Here is a 16,769-nt window from a genome sequence, read left to right on the forward strand (position 1 = left end):
GTGTCCCTTTCACCGTGGTGCCCGGGCGTAGAAGCCGACCGGCATCGTGACGTCCGCGCTCGAGGCCCCGCACTCCAGCATCCACAGCGCCGCGGCCGGACCGAGCTCCCGGCCCAGCACCCCGAGCGCGCCCGGATCCGGTGCCACCGCGCGCGCCTGCTCCACCCCGCGCCCGAACGCGTCCGGGTCCCAGCCGCCGCTGTCCCCGTCGCCGAGGGAGCGCGCGCCGCCGGTCAGCGCCGCGACCGGCAGCGGATCGGGCACGCCGAGCAGGCCGTGGGTGCGTTCACCGACCAGAACTCCCATCCAGCGCGAGCTTTCCGGCGTGGGCCGGGGACCGGTCCACCGGGGCCGCCCGTCCATGTCCGGGAGCTTCGCCGGGGCGCCGGAGCGCGCCCAGCGGCCGGCCCACTCCACGGCCAGGCCCGGCGCGCTGCGGGTGGCGGGGTTGTGGAACCGGGCCATGTCCCACCGGTTGCCGACCGCGACGGCGGCCAGGTCGCGGTGCGGCCAGACCCTTGCCTCCCACCAGAAGCCCCACGGGAACGCCGCCGTGTGCCCCCACCACCAGTCCTCACCCAGGTCCGGGTCGGCGAGCTCCAGCGTCAGGCCGGAAAACGAGCGGACGCCGTGCGGGCTCGGCCGCTCCGCGCGCGGGGTCACCATGGCCGCGAGCGAGTCCGGCCCGATCAGGCCGCGGTCGCCGCGGGCGGTGCGCAGCAGGGATTGCAGCAGCCGCGCGAAGTCCGCGGCGCTGGTGTACATCCCGACTCCCGGGTAGGCCGACGTCCGCAGGGGCGGGCTCGGCAGGCACCAGTCGCCGAAGGCCATGTACCCGGTCGCGGCGCTGTTCCGGTCCGGCGCCCACGGACTCCGCGTCCCGTCGTCGATGCTCGTGTCCGCCATCCCGGTCGGGGCGAACACGTCCCGGTGGACGCGGGCGCCGTACGGTTCGCCGGTCAGGTGCTCGACCACGCCGCCGAGCACCCCGACACCGAAGCTCGAGTACGAGTAGACCCCCGGCGGCGTCACCAGCGGCAGCACCCCGCCGTACTCGACGGCGCGGCCGATCCCGTGCCGGCGCCGGACGTGCTCGAGGATCGGCTCGGCCGGTGCCGTGGGCGCGGTGGCGGTGACGATGTCGCTGTAGTAGCCACCCTGGTGGGCGGCCAGCATGGCGGTGGTGACGGGTTCCGCGCCGGGACCGCGCAGGCCCGCGGGCAGCACCTCGTCGACCGGCGTGTCCAGCCCGGCCAGGCCCGCCTCGGCCAGCTGCATGAACGCCAGCCCCGTGACGGGTTTGGTGAGCGAGCCCGCCGGCGCGACGGTCCCGGCGGTCATCGGCACCCCGGCAGCCAGGTCCGCGAACCCGGTCGCGGCCGTGCGCAGCTCGTCGCTCGTCGCCACCGCGACGGCGACCCCGGGGGTGCCGGTGACCGCGGCCAGCCGGGGCAGGACGGTGCCGAGCGCCGTCATCACGTCGTCGAGCACGCTCATCCTTCGGTGGTGTTGTAGTTGACGATCCGCTCGACCATGAGGGCGCGCGCCCCGGCCAGCGGGCTGGCCGCGTCCCGTCTCGCCACCTCCGGCAACCGGTGGGCCTGCGTCTCGGCGACCGCCACGATGCCCCAGAGGGCGTTGAACCCCGCGGGGTCGGCCGGCTTCTCGGCGGCGGCCTCGACGATCACGGCGCCGTTCCGGCCCGCCACGGTGAGCGCGCCCATCTGCCGCAGCACGGCGGGATCCCGCTCCTTCGCGGCCACCACGCTCCAGCCCGTCACGTCCGTCTGCCGCAGGGCGTCGCGCAGGCTGCCCACGCTGCTGACGACGATGTCCGGCAGGACGAGGGCCACCGCCCCGCGCGTCATCGGCAGGGCGCACCGGATCGCTCCGTCGAGTCCCGGTTCGGCCTCGTCGTCCTGGTAGACGAAGACCAGCTGGAAGGTTCCGGCGTAGCGCGCCAGGTACTTCACGGTGTCCAGCTTGTGCGGCCCGAACACGACGACCACGCGCACGGCCAGGCCGCTCTTCGCCAGCTCGACGACGGTCTCCAGGCTGCGGTCGAGGATCGTGACCCCGGGCGCCAGGCAGTGCAGTTCCTTCGCGTACGGCGCGCCGAAGCGGGTCGCGAGCCCGGCGCAGGGCAGGATGATCGAAACGTCGGGAACGGGTGCGCTCACCGCAGCCGCACCTCCAAGGCGACCCGGTGGCGGGCGCGGGGCAACGGCACCCACTCCGGCTCGGCCGCCGGGTGCACCGCGGGGAACCGGTCGAACAGGCTCCGCAGCGCCACCTCGGCCTCCACCTTCGCCAGCGCGACACCGAGGCAGAAGTGCGGCCCCCAGCCGAATCCGACGCTGCCTTCGCGGCCGCCGTGCTCGGCCTGCCGTCGCACGTCGGCGTGGTGCGGGCAGGCGAACTGGGCGGGATCGCGGTTGGCGGCGCCCAGCACCGCCTGCACCGCGTCGCCCGCCTTGATCCGCACGCCGCCCACCTCGAGGTCGGTCGCGGCGTAGCGCAACCGGGCCAGCTGCACCGGGCCGTCGGTGCGGACCAGTTCGCGCACCGCGGCCGGCCACAGCTGCGGCTCGGCGCGCAGCAGCTCCCGGTGGGCGGGGTCGCGCATCAGCGCCAGGGCCGCGTTGGACAGCATGTGCGCCATGGTTTCGTGGCCGGCGAGCACCAGGAACACCACGAGCGCCACGATGTCGACGTCGGTGAGGCCGTCCTGGGCGACGACCTCGCTGAGCAGGTCCTCGCGCGGCTCGGCCCGGCGCTTGTCGACGAGGGCGTGGCAGTAGGCGAACATCTCGCCCAGCGTCGGGGTGATCCGCGCCGGGTCGCCCTCGACCAGCACCTTGCCCCAGCGGTACCAGTCGGCCCAGTCCGTTTCGGGGACGCCGACCAGTTCGCAGACGACGGCCATGGCCAGGGGATAGGCGTACTCCTCGAGCAGGTCCACGGTCTCGGAGCCGAGGCCGTGGACCTGCTCGAGCAGCCCGTCGACGATCTGCTGCACCCGCGGACGCAGCGTTTCGACGCGGGACGCGCCGAACGCGTGGCTGATGCTGCGGCGCAGCCTCGTGTGCTCGGCACCGTCGAGGCTCAGCAGGCTCGCCCGCAGGTACGGCAGGTGCTCCGGGGGCGTGCCCAGCGCGAGGAACGTCTCCTCCTGCGTCCGCGCGCCCGGGCCGGGCAGGCCGGTGGGATCGTTGCGCACGGCCGGATCGGAGAGCACCGCGCGGACCTCGGCGCTGCCGGTGACGAGCCAGCCCTCGGCGCCGCCGGGCAGCCGGGCCCAGCGGACCGGCGACTCGGCGAGGACGCGGTCGTACCCGCGCATCGGGTCGTCGAGGACGGCCGGATCGCGGACGTCCACCACGGGTTCGGACGACATGGTGGTGCTCCTGTCAGCCTTTGAGCGGGCCGCCGTTGATCGCGACGCGGTGGCCGAAGCGGATGTGCGGGTAGTAGTCGTAGACGGCGTGGTGCTGGACGCAGCGGTTGTCCCAGAACACCAGCGTGTTCGGCTCCCAGCGCACCCGGCAGGCCAGCATCGGCCGGTTCGGCACGACCGAGAACAGCAGGTCGAGCACGGCCTGGCTCTCGTCGGCCGACAGCTGCGGGATGCGCGCGGTGTAGGCCGGGTTGACGTACAGCAGCGGCTGGTCGGTCTCCGGGTGCCGCACGACCACGGGGTGCTCGCTGGCCGGGGGTTCGTAGCCCTCCGGGATCTTGTGGCCGCGGAAGGCGTGCGCGCCGTCGTGGATCGCGGTGAGCCCGGCCAGCAGCTCCTTCAGCTTCGGCGACAGCATGTCGTAGGCGAGGTGCATGTTCGCGAACAGCGTGTCGCCGCCGCTGCCCACCTCGGGCATCTGGGTGATGTGCAGCATCGAGCCCAGCGACGGCTCGGCGTCGGCGGTGCCGTCGGCGTGCCAGCCGTTGCCGAACACGTTCGCCGACTCCGGCGCGGTCGCGACCTCGAGGATGTACGGGTCGCCGTGCTCGGGCGGCGGGTTCACCGGGCGCAGCTCGCCGAAGCTCGCGGCGAGGCGCTTGTGGTCGGCCACCGAGATGTCCTGGTCGCGGAACACCAGCACGTGGTGGTCCAGGAACGCCGTCTTCAGCTCGGTGAGCTGCTCCTCGGTCAGCTCCTCGGTCAGGTCGAGGCCGGTGACCTCGGCGCCGATGACCGGGGTCAGGCCCCGCACCGCCAGCGTCCGGTAGTCACGCGGGGGCCGCGTCGTGATCCGCTTGACCGCGTCGAGTTCGTACTGCTCCATGGTTTCCTTTCCTCCCTGTGGGTCTCACAGTCCGATGGCCGCGGCGATCGCGGTGACGTGCGGGGTGCGCACGATGCCGTAGTGGGTGGTGGGCAGTTCGTGCCAGCGGCTCGGCTCGGGCAGCAGGGCGCGCCAGCCGGCGCGGTCGGCCACCGGCAGGCCGGGTTCGGGTTCGGCCGCGAGCCAGACGTGGCTGGGGGTCGCGGTCAGCCGGGGCAGCCGGTGGCCGGTCATGCTGGCCAGGTTGGCCCGGCACGCGCTCGCCAGCCGCCGGGCGTGCTCGCCCGCGGTGCCGCCGGAGGCGCCCAGCTCGCGTTCGAACACCGCTGCCAGCTCCGCGTCGCTGTAGTCCGCGGCGCTCGCGCCGGGCGGCGGCGGGTCGACGAGGTGCAGGGCCCGCACCGGCTGCCCGGCCGTTTCGGCTTCGGCGGCCATGCCGGCCGCGACCCAGGCGCCGAACGACCACCCGGTCAGCTGCCAGGTGCGCCCGGGCAGTTTCGCTTGCAGCGCAACGTGATAACGGCGGGCCCGGTCCGCGACGGACCACCCGGGCGGTTCCGGCAGGCCGAGCGCCGGGTCGGCGATCACGCAGACGCCGAGCCGGGGGTCCAGGGCCTCGACGAGCGGGCGGTACGCGTGGACGTCCCCGCCGACCGGGTGCACGAGGCACACGGCTTCGCGGCCCGTCCCCTCCCGCCAGACCTGCACGGTGACCTCGCCGGTGTCGCCGGCCGCGGTGAGCTTCGCCAGCAACGCCGCCATCGTCACCTCCGGGCCGAGCCACGCGAGGTCGAGGTCGACGCCGAAGAGGCGTTTCACCGAGTCGACGACGTCGAGCAGGGTGAGGGAGTCGGCGCCCAGGTCGTAGAGCGGGACGTCCGGGTCGAGCTCGGCGACGCCCAGGAGCGCGCGTACCTCCTCGGTCAGCTCCGCCGCGGCGTCCCCGGCCGGTTTCGCCGTCGCCGGCGTGGTGCCGCGCTCGTGGAACGAGCGCGCGTTCTCGAGGCCGGTCGTCGCGACCAGGAGCTGGGGCAGGCCCGATCCCAGCGCACGGGCGAAGGTACGGCGGCCTTCCTCGACGTTCAGGCCGACCGCCAGGTGGGCCTGGTGCCGGGCGTCGGTCTCCAGCGCCGTGACCGCCATGCCGGTGTCGCGCCAGACGTCCCAGCCGATCGAGAGGCGGGCGGTCGGGCCGTCGCGGTGGGCGAGCGCGTCGAGGAAGCCGTTGGCGGCGGCGTAGTCCAGCTGGCCGGTGCCGCCGAACTGGGCGGACAGCGACGAGCAGTAGACGACGTAGGCGGGCCGGTCGCGCTCGACGAGCTGTTCGATGAGCAGGGCACCGGCGAGCTTGACCGGCTGCGTGCCCCCGCCCCGGGTGGCGATCAGGCCGCCGCCGGGGTTTCCGGCCGCGTGCACGATCCCGGCGAGGGGAGCGCCGATCTCGTCGGGGGTGACGGTGGTGACGTCCGCGGCGAGCAGGTCGACGCGGTCCGCCCACGGTTTGAGGGCTTCGGGCAGGTAGGGGTGGCGGGCCAGCAGGACGACGCGGCCGGCGGTGCGGGTCAGCAGCTCCTCGGCGACGGCGGTGCCGATCCCGCCGGTGCCGCCGAGCACGAGGTGGGTCCCGTCGGTCAGGGCGGGCCGGCCGGCGTCGACGGGCGCGGTGTCCTGCGTCCACCAGAATCCGGCGCGCAGCGCGACGCGCTCCGGCGGCGTCGGCCCGGTGAGGAGGTCGGCGAGGGGGTCCAGGTCCGGGGCCGGGAGGTCGACCCAGTGGCCCGGCACGCCGCTTTCCTGCGGGCCGACGGCGGTCACCCCGGCGAGCAGCCCGGCTTCGGGACGGGTGACGGCGGTGTTCGCGGGCACGGCGCCGGCCGAGATCCACCACGTCCTGATCGGACGGTCGTGGCCGGCGCGCAGGAGGGCGGCGGGGGTGTCGAGACAGGCCCGGGTCGCGTGGTCCACCGACGTTTCGCCCAGCGGTCCGGTGATGCCGAGCGGGAGGGTGTGGAGCCAGTCGATTTCGGCGCCGGGCAAGGCATCGAGGATCTGGCGGAGGGACGCGGAGTCGGCGGGGTCGGCTTCGAAGGTGTCGGGACCGAGCCGGGCGAAGTGCCCGGCGGCGTGGACCCGGACGACGCGGGTGTACGCGGCGTCGAGGGCGGGCGCGGTCAACGGGCCTTCGCCGGAGATGACGAGGACGCGGTCGGTCCGGGTGGCGGCCGCCGTCCGGCGGAGCCGGACCCAGGTGGGCTGGTGCAGCCACTCGCCTTCGGGCCGCCGCGTGACCGCGGCCTGCCGCGGGAAGTCGAAGTCCCGGGCGTCGAAGGCGGGCGGCGGGAAGTCCCACGGCGCGGGGACGGCGGGGTGTCCCCAGTCGAGGTGCGCCCCGGCCAGCCAGGCCGCGGCCGGCTCGGCGGCGGACCGCGCGTCACTTTCCCGTGCCAGTGACGGGTTCGGCACTTCGCGGGGCTCGGCCGTGCGCAGCCACGCGACGGCTTCCGCGGCCGTTTCGCAGGCCGCCGCCAGGCGCCAGCGGCCGGCGGGCCGTCCGGACTGCAGGTGCCGCAGAACGTCCACATAGGACTCGGGGTGGGCGGTCAGGTAGTCCGCCACCCGGCCCGCCTCGATCCGCAGCGCCGCAGCGCCGCGTGCCGAAAGCACCAGGCACCGCAGCGGTTCCGGGTGCGAAACCGGAACCGGGCGCACGGTCTCCAGCACCACGTGGGCGTTCGTCCCGCCGATGCCGAAGCTGCTCACCCCGGCCACCCGCGGACCCGCCGGCCACGGCTCGGCCACCGTCGGCACCCGGAACGGTCCCAGCTCCAGCGCCGGGTTCGGCGCCCGGAAGTCCACCGTCGGCGGCAGCACGCCGTGGTGGATCGCCAGCGTCGCGCGGATCAGGCCCACCACCCCGGCCGCCGCGCCGAGGTGGCCGATCTGGCTCTTCACCGACGACAACGCGCAGCTCGCCGCATCGGGCATCGCCTCGCGCAGGGCCGCCACCTCGATCGGGTCGCCGAGGCGCGTTCCCGTTCCGTGGGTCTCGACGTACCCGACCTCGGCGCCCGTGCGCCCGGCCCGGCGCAGCGCGGCCCGGATCGCCTCCCGCTGCCCGGCCGGGGACGGCGCGCTGTAACCCTGTTTCACCGCGCCGTCGTTGGTCAGGGCCGAGCCCGTGATCACGGAGTACACCGTGTCGCCGTCGCGGCGGGCCGCCGAAAGCGGTTTCAGCACCACCACCCCGACGCCGCTCGCGCCGACGGTGCCGTCCGCGTCGTCGCTGAACGGGCGGCAGTGCCCGTCCGCCGAAAAGATGTGCTGCGGCCGGTACCGGTAGCCCTCGGCCAGGGTGACGTCGACGAGCACGCCGCCCGCCAGCATCACCTCCGCCTCGCCGCCGCGGAGCATCCCGGCGGCCTGGTGGACGGCGACCAGCGAACTCGAGCACGCCGTCTGGGTCGTCAGCGCGGGACCGGTCAGGTCGAGGTGGTAGGCGACCTTGGTGGCCAGGAAGTCCTTTTCGTGGTGCAGGGCGAGCTGGAAGCCGTCCGGCAGCGCGGCCGGGTCGGCTTCGCGCAGCAGCTGCTGGAAGTACGTGTTCTCCCCGCAGCCCGCGACCAGCCCGGTCCGGCGCACGTCGGTGATCCCGGCGTGTGCGAGCGCTTCGACGCAGGCCATCAGCAGCTGCCGCTGCTGCGGGTCCATCAGGGCCGCGTCGCGGTGGCTGATCCCGAAGTGCTCCGGGTCGAACGCCAGCGGCCCGTCGAGCAGGCTGCGCGCCCCGACCAGGCCGTCGGCGGCCGGGAACTCCTCGATGCCCCGGCGGCCGGACACGACCAGGTCCCAGAACGCGGCCAGGTCCGGCGCGCCGGGCAGCCGCACCGCCATGCCGACGACCGCCACCGGCTCGTCGGCCGCGACGACGGCCGATGCCCGGGCCGGCGCGGGGCCGGTTTCGAGGTGCCGCGTCAGGTCCCGGAGGGTGACGTGCTCGAAGAGGTCGGCCGCGGTGAAGCGGTAGCCCGCGTCCGCGCAGCGCAGGTGGAACCGCATCAGCGAGAGGCTGGTGGCGCCGGCGGCGAAGAACGTCTCGTCGGGACCGATCGGCGCCCCGGTCACCTCCTCGAACAGCGCGGCCAGCTCGCTCGACGGCGCCGCGGCCGTCCGCTGCAGGTCCTCGCCGGGGGTACGGGGCGCGGCGTCCCGGTCGAGCTTCCCGCTGGGCGTGCGCGGCAGGGCGGCGACGACGCGGAAGCGGTCGACCCGCGCGTGCGGCGGCAGCAGGGGCACGAGGTGCTCGCCCAGCTCCGCCGCGGTCGGCGTCCGGCGGCACTCCAGGAACGCGGTCAGCCGGTCGCCCTCGGCCGCGACGACCGCGTTGACGACGTCGGGGTGCCGCAGCAGCGCCGCCTCGACCTGCCCGAGTTCGAGGCGGTACCCGCTGAGCTTGACCTGCCGGTCGGCCCGGCCGTCGAAGTGCAGCACCCCGGCGCGGTCGAAGTGCGCGAGGTCGCCGCTGCGGTAGTACAGCTCGGGCAGCTCGGCGAACTTCTCCGACGCGGCGTCGCCGAGGTAGCAGCGGTTCGCCGCGAGCCCGCCGATGAGCAGCTCACCGGCCTGGCCCGGCGGCACCGGCGCGCCCGAGGCGTCGGCGACCCGCAGCACGGCGTTCGCCACCGGACGGCCGATCGCGGGCCGCTCGGGCCACGCCGCCGGATCGCCGTCGAGGGTCAGCGCGCTCACGACGTGGGTCTCGGTCGGGCCGTAGTGGTTGTGCAGGCGCGCGCCGGGCAGCCCGGCGAACCACCGGCGGATCGCCGGCGTGCACACCAGCTGCTCGCCGGCGGTGACCACGTCCCGCAGCCGCGACGGGTACCGCCCGAGCCGGACGCCGTGCTCGGCCAGCAGCTGCAACGCCACGTACGGCAGGAAGATGCGTTCGATCCCGGCGGTCTCCAGCCGGTCCAGCAGCGCCGGGACGTCGCGGCGCCACTCCGGCCGGACCAGGTGCAGCCGGCCGCCGCCGCAGAGGGTCGTGAAGATCTCCTGGAACGACACGTCGAACGACAGCATCGAGAACTGCTGGGTGGTCGCGGGCGGCATGTCCTGCCACTGCAGCAGGTTGGCCAGGGTGCGGTCCGGGACGCGCACGCCCTTGGGCACGCCGGTCGAGCCCGAGGTGAACAGCGTGTAGAGCGGCCGTCCGGCGTGCCGGGCCGCAACGTCCGGCACCGGCCCGCCGGTGAGTGTCACGAACCGCTGCTCGACGTCGGTCTCGAATGTCGACCCGGGCGCGAGCAGGACGCAGCTCGGCCGGGCCCGGCCGAGCATGTCGCGCAGCAGCGCGGGCGGGTACGCGGGGTCCAGGGGCACGGCGGTGATGTTCAGCCGCGCCAGCGCGAGGAGCGCGACGACGTGCTCGGCGGACGGCCCGAAGTACAGCGCGATGTCGGTCGCGTCCTCGGGGAGCGTGGCGGCGAGCCGGGCGGCGTGCGCGTCCAGCTCGGCGTAGGTCAGCGTCGTGTCGCCGGTCAACGCGGGGGCGTCGGGGGTCAGCGCGACCTGACGCGCGAAGCCCTCCGCCACGGTCTCCCACGTCAGCTCCGCCGCCGCACCGCGGCCGTGGTCGCGGCGGTACGGCTCGGCCAGTTCGGCCGGAGTCCTTGCGGCGCCGTGCAAAGCGCGGTCGAAGACGTCGCCGAGGGCCGCTGCCTCGGCTTCGGTGAAGTGGCCGTCGCCGTACTCCCAGAGGCAGTCGAACCCGTCCGGCCGTTCCACGACCGACAACGTGAGCGCGCACTTCGCCTCGGCCGCCTCGATCCACTGTGGACTGACCGAGCAGCCGGGCAGCGTGAGCGCGCCGAAGTCGGTGTTCTCCAGGACGAAGAGGTAGTCGAACGCCGCGTACCCCGGGTCGAGGTCGGCGAACGCGATGTCCTGGTGGTCCAGCGCCGCGGCCGACGCCTCGCCGAGCCGCCGCAGCTGGGTGTCCAGGTCCTCGCCGGCGTCCACCGCCAGCGGCAGCCGCACGGTGTTGGCGAACATCCCGACGCCGTCCTCGAACTCCCGCACCGGCCGGTTCGCCACCGGCGCGGCGATCCGCGGCCGGGTCCGCCCGGTCACCGCGTACAGGCTCCAGGCGAACACGCCGAGCAGGAGCTGGAAACGGGTCAGGCCCAGTTCGCCGGCCCACTCGTCCACCCGCTCGCGGCCGATCGTGGTGGTCCGCAGCCGCCCGGCGAGCGACGCGTCACCGAGCGGCTCGGCGTCGTCGGACCGGCCGGTCAGCTGAGCGCGGTAGCCGGGGGAGGCGAACCAGCGGGACTGCCACGCGGCGAAGTCGAACGGCGTGTGCGCCCCGGGCCGCGGCGAGGTGCCGGACAGCTCGCGGAACAGGACGTTCAGCGACCAGCCGTCGACCGCGATGTGGTGCAGGCACAGCAGGAACGTGCCGTCCGGCCGCCAGGCCGCGCGCAGGAGCACGCCCGACGCGAGGTCGAACGGCGCGGTGAAGAAGTCGTCACGGGCTTCGGTCCACGGGTCGTACGGCGCCTTCGCCACCTGGCGCAGGCCGTCGGGGGTCGCCTCGAACGCGGTGCGCAGTGCCGGATGGCGCTCGACCAGGCCGCGCACGTCCCGGCGCAGCGCGTCGAGATCGGGTGCGCCGGTGACGCGGAAGGCGAGCGGCACGTGGTAGGCCGTGGAAGCGGGATTTCTTTGCTGCAGCAGCCAAAGCCGTTGTTGTTCGCTGGTGGCCGGCGCCGTCGTCGCGGACGTCGGCGCGCCCGGCTCCGGGTACGCCGCCCGGCCCGCCGCCGAGACGGCGTCGGCGAGGTCGGCGAAGGTGCCGCGCTGCACCACCGAAGGCGCGAGGTCCACGCCCCAGCGTTCCCGGACGGCGAACCGCAGCCGCAACGCCTTGAGCGAGTCGCCGCCCGAGCGCAGCCACGTGTCCCCGGGGCGGGTGTCCGGCACGCCGAGGACGTTCTCGACGACGTCGAGGACTTCGCGCTCCCACGGGGTCGCGTCACCGCGGGTCTCCGGCCGCCACGGCGGGAACCCGCCGGCCAGGAGCGCGGCTTCGTCGACCTTCCCGTTCGCGTTGCGGGGCAGTTCCCCGACGCGGAAGACGAGGTGCGGCCGCATGTAGGCCGGCACGGTTGCGCTCAGATGAGCATCGAAGGCGTCGAAGGACAGCTCGCCGGCCACGAGGAAGGCGAGCAGTTCGGCCGTGGCCGCGCGGCGCACGGCCACGTGCGCCTGCCGGATCTCCGGGTGGGCGAGGAGCCGCTGCTCCAGCTCACCCGGTTCGATCCGGAACCCGCGGACCTTCACCTGCCGGTCGGTGCGCCCGGCGTAGGCGTAGCGCCCGCCCGGCAGGACGCGGACCAGATCGCCGGTGCGGTAGAACCGCGCGCGGCCCTCGTCGAGCCACGGCAGCCGGACGAACCGCTGCCCGGTCTCCGCCGGCAGGCCGCGGTAGCCGAGCGCGACCCCGGCCCCGGAGACGTACAGCTCGGCCAGCTCGCCCTCGGCGGCCACGCGCTCGTCCGCGGTCACCGCGACCGCGCCGGTACCCGGCAGCGGGCGGCCGATCGGCACGACGTCGCCGTCGAAGCCGCGCGGGATGGTGTAGCTGAGCGCGAACGTCGTCGTTTCGGTCGGGCCGTAGCCGTTCTGCAGCCGCGTCGGCGCGTCCGGGTTGGCCCGGTACCAGCGGCGGATCAGCGGGGCGTTGAGCTGCTCGCCGCCGATGACGACCCGCCGCACGGTCGCGAAACTGCCCGGCACGGTCTCCGCGACCGCGTTGAACAGCGTCGCGGTCACGAACATCGTGTCGACGCGCTCGCGCACCAGTGCGTCGGCGAACGCCCGCGGGTCCCGGACGGTGTCGTCGTCGAGGACGACGCACGTGCCCCCGGTCAGCAGCGGCACCCACACCTCGAAGCTGATCGCGTCGAACGCGGGGTTGGCCAGGCAGGCGAACCGCTTGCCGTGGTCGAGCCAGCCGGGTTCGGCGAGCCGCAGGACGCCGGCGTCGCGCACCTCCACGCCCTTGGGGCGCCCGGTCGTGCCGGAGGTGTAGAAGAGGAACGACGCCGGCGCGGGCTCCGCGGGCACGCCGGCTTCGGCGGACCCGGTCAGGAGGTCGGCGGGCGTCAGCGGCGGCAGGCCCGGGAGCCCGTCGTGGACGACGACGGCCGCCGCCGCGTCGGCCAGGATGACGTCGCGGCGCGCGGGTGGGCTCTGCCGGTCCAGCGGCACGACCTGGGCGCCGAGGCGCAGCACACCCAGCATGACCTGCACCAGCTCCAGCGAGCGCGGCAAGCCGACGGCGACCGCGTCACCGGGCCGAACTCCCTTGCGGGACAAGGACTCCGCGACGGCCGCGGCGCCCGCGTTCAGCTCGGCGTAGGTGAGCCGGCGGTCGCCGTCGGACACGGCGAGGGCGTCGGGGTGCCGCAGCGCCCGGTCGTGGACGCGGCGGGCGAGCGAGGTCATCGGGCCGCCAGCTCGGCCGTGATGACCTTGGCGACCAGCGGCAGTGCGTCGCTTTCGAGCATGTCCCAGTGCCCGCAGTCGGCCGGCACGACGTCGAACTCGCCGCGGACGCGACGGCGCCAGAACTCGGCCGTGCCCGGGAGCGTGTCTTCGCCGACGGCCTGCACGAACACCACCCGCGCCGCCGATCCACCGGGATCGTGCTCGCGCGCGGTCAGCCGGTTGTGGTTGTACGTGCGGTGGTACCGCTCGATCTGCGCGTCCTCGATGCCCGGGTACATCCCGTTGAACCGCACCAGCTTCTCGCGGAACTCGGCCGCCGGCACGGGTTCGATCGCCGCCTTGGCGGCCGGGTCGTCGGTGGCGGTGGTGTCGAGCAGGACGACGCTGACGCGCGGGTGGCGCTCGGCCAGCCGCCGGCCCATCTCGTAGGCGACCAGGCCGCCGTAGGAGAGTCCGCATAGGACCAGGGTTTCGCCCGGCCGCGGATCGACGAGCCTCAGGTACTCCTCGGCCATCGCCTCGACGCTCGGCAGCGGCTCTTCACCGGCGTTGAGCCCGGGGGACTGGATCCCGAGCACCCCGGCGTCCTCGGGCAGCGCGGCGCTGAGCGGCAGGTAGCAGAACGCCGTCCCGCCGGCCGGGTGCACGCAGACGACGCGCGCTTCGCCGGTGCCGCGGCGGAACTCGATCAGGCTGCCGCCGTCCGGCGTGCTGCCCGCGCGCAGCAGCGCGGCCTGCGCTTCGATGGTGGGGTGCAGGATGACGTCGCGGATCGGCAGCTCGCGGCCGAACTCCGCGCCGATGGCGTGCGCCAGCTTGATCGCCGAGATCGACGTGCCGCCGACGTCGAAGAAGTCGTCCGAGACGCCGATCGCGGGGTGCAGCAACAGGGTCCGCCAGATCCGGAGCAGCGCCAGCTCGACGTGGTCGCGCGGGGCGGCGGTGTTGACCGCCGCCGGTGCGCTCGCCCGGGCGTGCGCCAGCACGGCGTCGCGGTCGAGCTTGCCGCTGCGGTTCAGGGGCAGCCGGTCGAACTCGGCGAACACGGACGGGATCATGTAGTCCGGCAGCCGGTCGGCCAGCGCCGTGCGCCACTCGTGCGGGGTCCGGCCGCCGCCGCCCACGATGCCGGCGACGAGCCGTGGCTCACCCTCGCGGTCGACCAGCACGGCGGCCTCCGTGACCCCGGGGACGGCCAGCAGCGCGGCCGTCACCTCGCCGGGTTCGATGCGGAACCCGCGCAGCTTGATCTGGTCGTCGCGGCGGCCGGCGTACTCGGCTTCGCCGTCGGGCAGCCACCGGGCCAGGTCCCCGGTGCGGTACATCCTCTCGCCGGGCGCGAACGGGTCCGGCACGAACCGCTCGGCGGTCAGCTCCGGCCGGTGCAGGTAGCCGCGGGCCAGGCAGTCGCCGGCCAGGAAGATCTCACCCACCACGCCCGGCGGTACCGGGCGCAGCCGCTCGTCGAGCAGGTAAAGCCGTGATCCGGGCAGCGGCCGCCCGATCGGCGCCGGGCGCTCGGTGAGCTTCGGATCGAAGTGCGCGGTGGCGTAGAGCGTGGCTTCGGTCGGTCCGTAGCCGAAGCAGATCCGCAGGCCGGGTAGCGCGTCGGCGAACCGGGCGAGGGCGGCGTCGGGCAGCGGTTCGACGCCGGTGAGGACCTGCCGCAGCGCGAGCCCGGCCACCCGGGTGAGGTCTTCGTCGATCCACCGGACGTAGGCGGGGGGCAGGAAGGCCTGGACCACGCGGTGCTCACGCAGCCAGGCCAGGAACGCCGCGGGGTCGGGCCGGACGTCCTCGGGCACGACGTGCAGCACCGCGCCGGTCGTCAGGGGTAGCAGGAGTTCGTGCACCGACGCGTCGAACCCGATGCTCGACCAGGCCGAGGTCGCCTCGCCGGGGGTGGCGCCGAAGCGGTCGAGCCACTGGTCGAACAGGGCCAGGACGCTGTGGTGGGTCACGGCGACGCCCTTCGGGCGCCCGGTGGACCCGGAGGTGTAGATGACGTAGGCCGTTTCGCCGGGATCGGTCGCGACCGGTCTCCGGGTCTCGTCGCCTTCGGCTTCGAGGGCCGTGATGTCGCCGTCCAGGACCAGCACCGGGCGCGCGTCCTCGACCATCGCGGCCCGCCGGGCCGCCGGCTGGGCCGGGTCGAGCGGGAGGTAGGCGGCGCCGGTCTTCAGCACGCCCAGCACCGCGACGGCCAGGTCGGCCGACCGTCCACTGTGGATGGCCACGACGGCGCCCGGCCCGGCCCGGCGCCGGCGCAGGGCGTTCGCCAGCTTCGTGGCGCGGCGGTCCAGCTCGCCGTAGGTGAGGGTCCGGTCCTCGCAGACGAGCGCCGGGGCGTCCGGGGTGGTGTCGGCGTGCCGGGTGAACCGCTCGATCAGCCCGCCGGGGCGCCGGTTGCGGCGCGGGCCGGTGCTCCAGGTGGTGAGGATCTCGTGGCGTTCGGCGTCGTCCAGCAGCTCGTAGCTCGCGATGTCGGCCTCGGGGTGGGCGGCCAGCTGGTCGAGCAGCCGCTCGAGGTACCGGGCGTACCGCTCGGCGGTGGCGTGGTCGAAGAGGGCGACGGCGTAGTCGAGGTGCCCGCGGACGTCGCCGTCCTCGTCGGCGAGGCCGAGGGCCAGGTCGAACTTCGCGGGGGCGTGCTCGACGTCGAGGGATTCGACGGCCACGCCCGGCAGCTCCAGGACGTCGTGCAGGGTCGGCACCCAGGCGAACATCGTCTGGAACAGCGGGGTGTGCGCGGGGCTGCGCGGCGGGTTGACCAGCTCGACGACCCGTTCGAACGGCAGCTCGACGTGGTCGATCGCGCCCCGCAGGGCCGCGCGGACCTGCTTGAGCAGCACGGCGCCGGTGGGGGAGCCGCCCAGCTCGGCGCGCACGGCGAGCGTGTTGACGAAGAAGCCGATCGTCTCGGGGTACTCACCCCCGCCCCCGCGGTTGGCGGTCGGCACGCCGACAACGATGTCACGCTGCGCGGAAAGCCGGGAAAGCAGGATGAACCAGCAGGTCAGGATGGTCGAGTAGAGCGTGACGCCGTGCTCCCGGGCCACCGCCTTCAGCCGGGCCGTGAGCTCCGGCCCGAGAGCGACGGGCACCCGCGCGCCGCCGTGGTCCTGCCGGGCGGGGCGCGGCCGGTCGGCGGGCAGCTCGAGCACCGGCGGCACGCCGTCGAGCCGGTCCTGCCAGTACGTCTCGTGCGCTGCCGGGCCGGCTCCGGCCAGCCAGTCCTGCTGCGCCTGGGCGTGCTCGCGGTAGGGGCGCGTTTCCGGCAGCGAAACCGGCTTTCCGCTCAATTGAGCGGCGTAGAGGATGCCCAGCTCGCGCAGCAGCAGGGTGCGGGACCAGCCGTCGAACACGACGTGGTGGACGGTGATCAGCAGGACGTGCTGCTCGTCGCCGCCGACGAGCAGCCGGGCCCGGGCCAGCGGCGCCCGCGTCAGGTCGAAGGGTTCGAACGGATCGGTTCGCCGCAGCTCAGCCGCTTCCTCCGGTCGCCCGGTGACGTCGGTGACGGGGCAGGGAAACCCGTGCCCGGCGGGTTCGACGACCTGCACGGGAACGCCGTCTTCGACGACGATCCGGGTGCGCAGGGCTTCGTGGCGGTCGGCGAGGGCGTCGAAGGCCCGTTGCAGCGCTTCGCGGTCGAGAGGCCCATCGAGGACAAAAGCCATGGTCTCGTTGTAGGCCGGCCCGGCCCCGTCCAGCTGGGAGACGGTCCACAGGCGCTGCTGACCGGACGACAGGGGTGCGGACACTCGCATCGAAGACGGCCTTTCCGGGCGGGGGCGGGCGAACCGGTACTGCTTTGTGCCGTCGCAGCCGAGGTCGGGAAACGCTCTCTGTCTGTCTCGACAGTTAACACCACACCATCGGGTGATGACGAGGGGTGACCGAAGTTTTGCCCGGAAGTCCCTTCAGCCCATCCCCGGACCCCGAGCCGCGAGTGGTACCGCCCCACTCGACCGGGGC

6 protein-coding genes are annotated in these 16,769 nt (G+C 74.6%); all 6 read right to left on the reverse strand.

What is annotated here, in order from left to right:
- Positions 1–9 precede the first annotated feature (9 nt).
- The 6 genes from ACGFMK_RS30490 to ACGFMK_RS30515 are packed head-to-tail and all read right to left on the reverse strand — an operon-like array spanning position 10 to position 16,561.
- Positions 10–1,497, reverse strand: coding sequence for a serine hydrolase (locus tag ACGFMK_RS30490; RefSeq protein ID WP_392770346.1), 1,488 nt, complete (start codon positions 1,495–1,497; stop codon positions 10–12).
- On the reverse strand, positions 1,494–2,180 hold the full coding sequence (locus ACGFMK_RS30495; protein WP_392770349.1) for a hypothetical protein: 687 nt from the start codon (positions 2,178–2,180) through the stop codon (positions 1,494–1,496). The genes ACGFMK_RS30490 and ACGFMK_RS30495 overlap by 4 nt, the downstream gene beginning before the upstream one ends.
- On the reverse strand, positions 2,177–3,397 hold the full coding sequence (locus ACGFMK_RS30500; protein WP_392770352.1) for a cytochrome P450: 1,221 nt from the start codon (positions 3,395–3,397) through the stop codon (positions 2,177–2,179). Before ACGFMK_RS30500 ends, ACGFMK_RS30495 begins: the two co-directional genes overlap by 4 nt.
- A 13-nt stretch (positions 3,398–3,410) precedes the next feature.
- Entirely contained in the window at positions 3,411–4,283 is an 873-nt protein-coding gene (locus tag ACGFMK_RS30505) for a TauD/TfdA dioxygenase family protein (protein ID WP_392770354.1), read from the reverse strand.
- Between the two features lie 24 nt (positions 4,284–4,307).
- Positions 4,308–12,788 carry an amino acid adenylation domain-containing protein gene (locus ACGFMK_RS30510; protein ID WP_392770356.1) on the reverse strand — a complete coding sequence of 2,827 codons (8,481 nt, stop codon included), beginning with the start codon at positions 12,786–12,788 and terminating at the stop codon, positions 4,308–4,310.
- Positions 12,785–16,561: an amino acid adenylation domain-containing protein gene (locus ACGFMK_RS30515; protein WP_392770358.1), complete on the reverse strand. Its 3,777-nt coding sequence runs from the start codon at positions 16,559–16,561 to the stop codon at positions 12,785–12,787. The genes ACGFMK_RS30510 and ACGFMK_RS30515 overlap by 4 nt, the downstream gene beginning before the upstream one ends.
- Between the last annotated feature and the right edge of the window lie 208 nt (positions 16,562–16,769).

It is taken from the genome of Amycolatopsis sp. NPDC049252 (assembly GCF_043197175.1).
Lineage (GTDB): Bacteria > Actinomycetota > Actinomycetes > Mycobacteriales > Pseudonocardiaceae > Amycolatopsis.

Excerpts from the sequence above, each read along its gene's own strand:
- ACGFMK_RS30490 (WP_392770346.1), bottom strand. The coding sequence starts at position 1,497 with ATGAGCGTGCTCGACGACGTGATGACGGCGCTCGGCACCGTCCTGCCC.
- ACGFMK_RS30500 (WP_392770352.1), bottom strand. The coding sequence starts at position 3,397 with ATGTCGTCCGAACCCGTGGTGGACGTCCGCGATCCGGCCGTCCTCGAC.
- ACGFMK_RS30505 (WP_392770354.1), bottom strand. The coding sequence starts at position 4,283 with ATGGAGCAGTACGAACTCGACGCGGTCAAGCGGATCACGACGCGGCCC.
- ACGFMK_RS30510 (WP_392770356.1), bottom strand. The coding sequence starts at position 12,788 with ATGACCTCGCTCGCCCGCCGCGTCCACGACCGGGCGCTGCGGCACCCC.
- ACGFMK_RS30515 (WP_392770358.1), bottom strand. The coding sequence starts at position 16,561 with ATGCGAGTGTCCGCACCCCTGTCGTCCGGTCAGCAGCGCCTGTGGACC.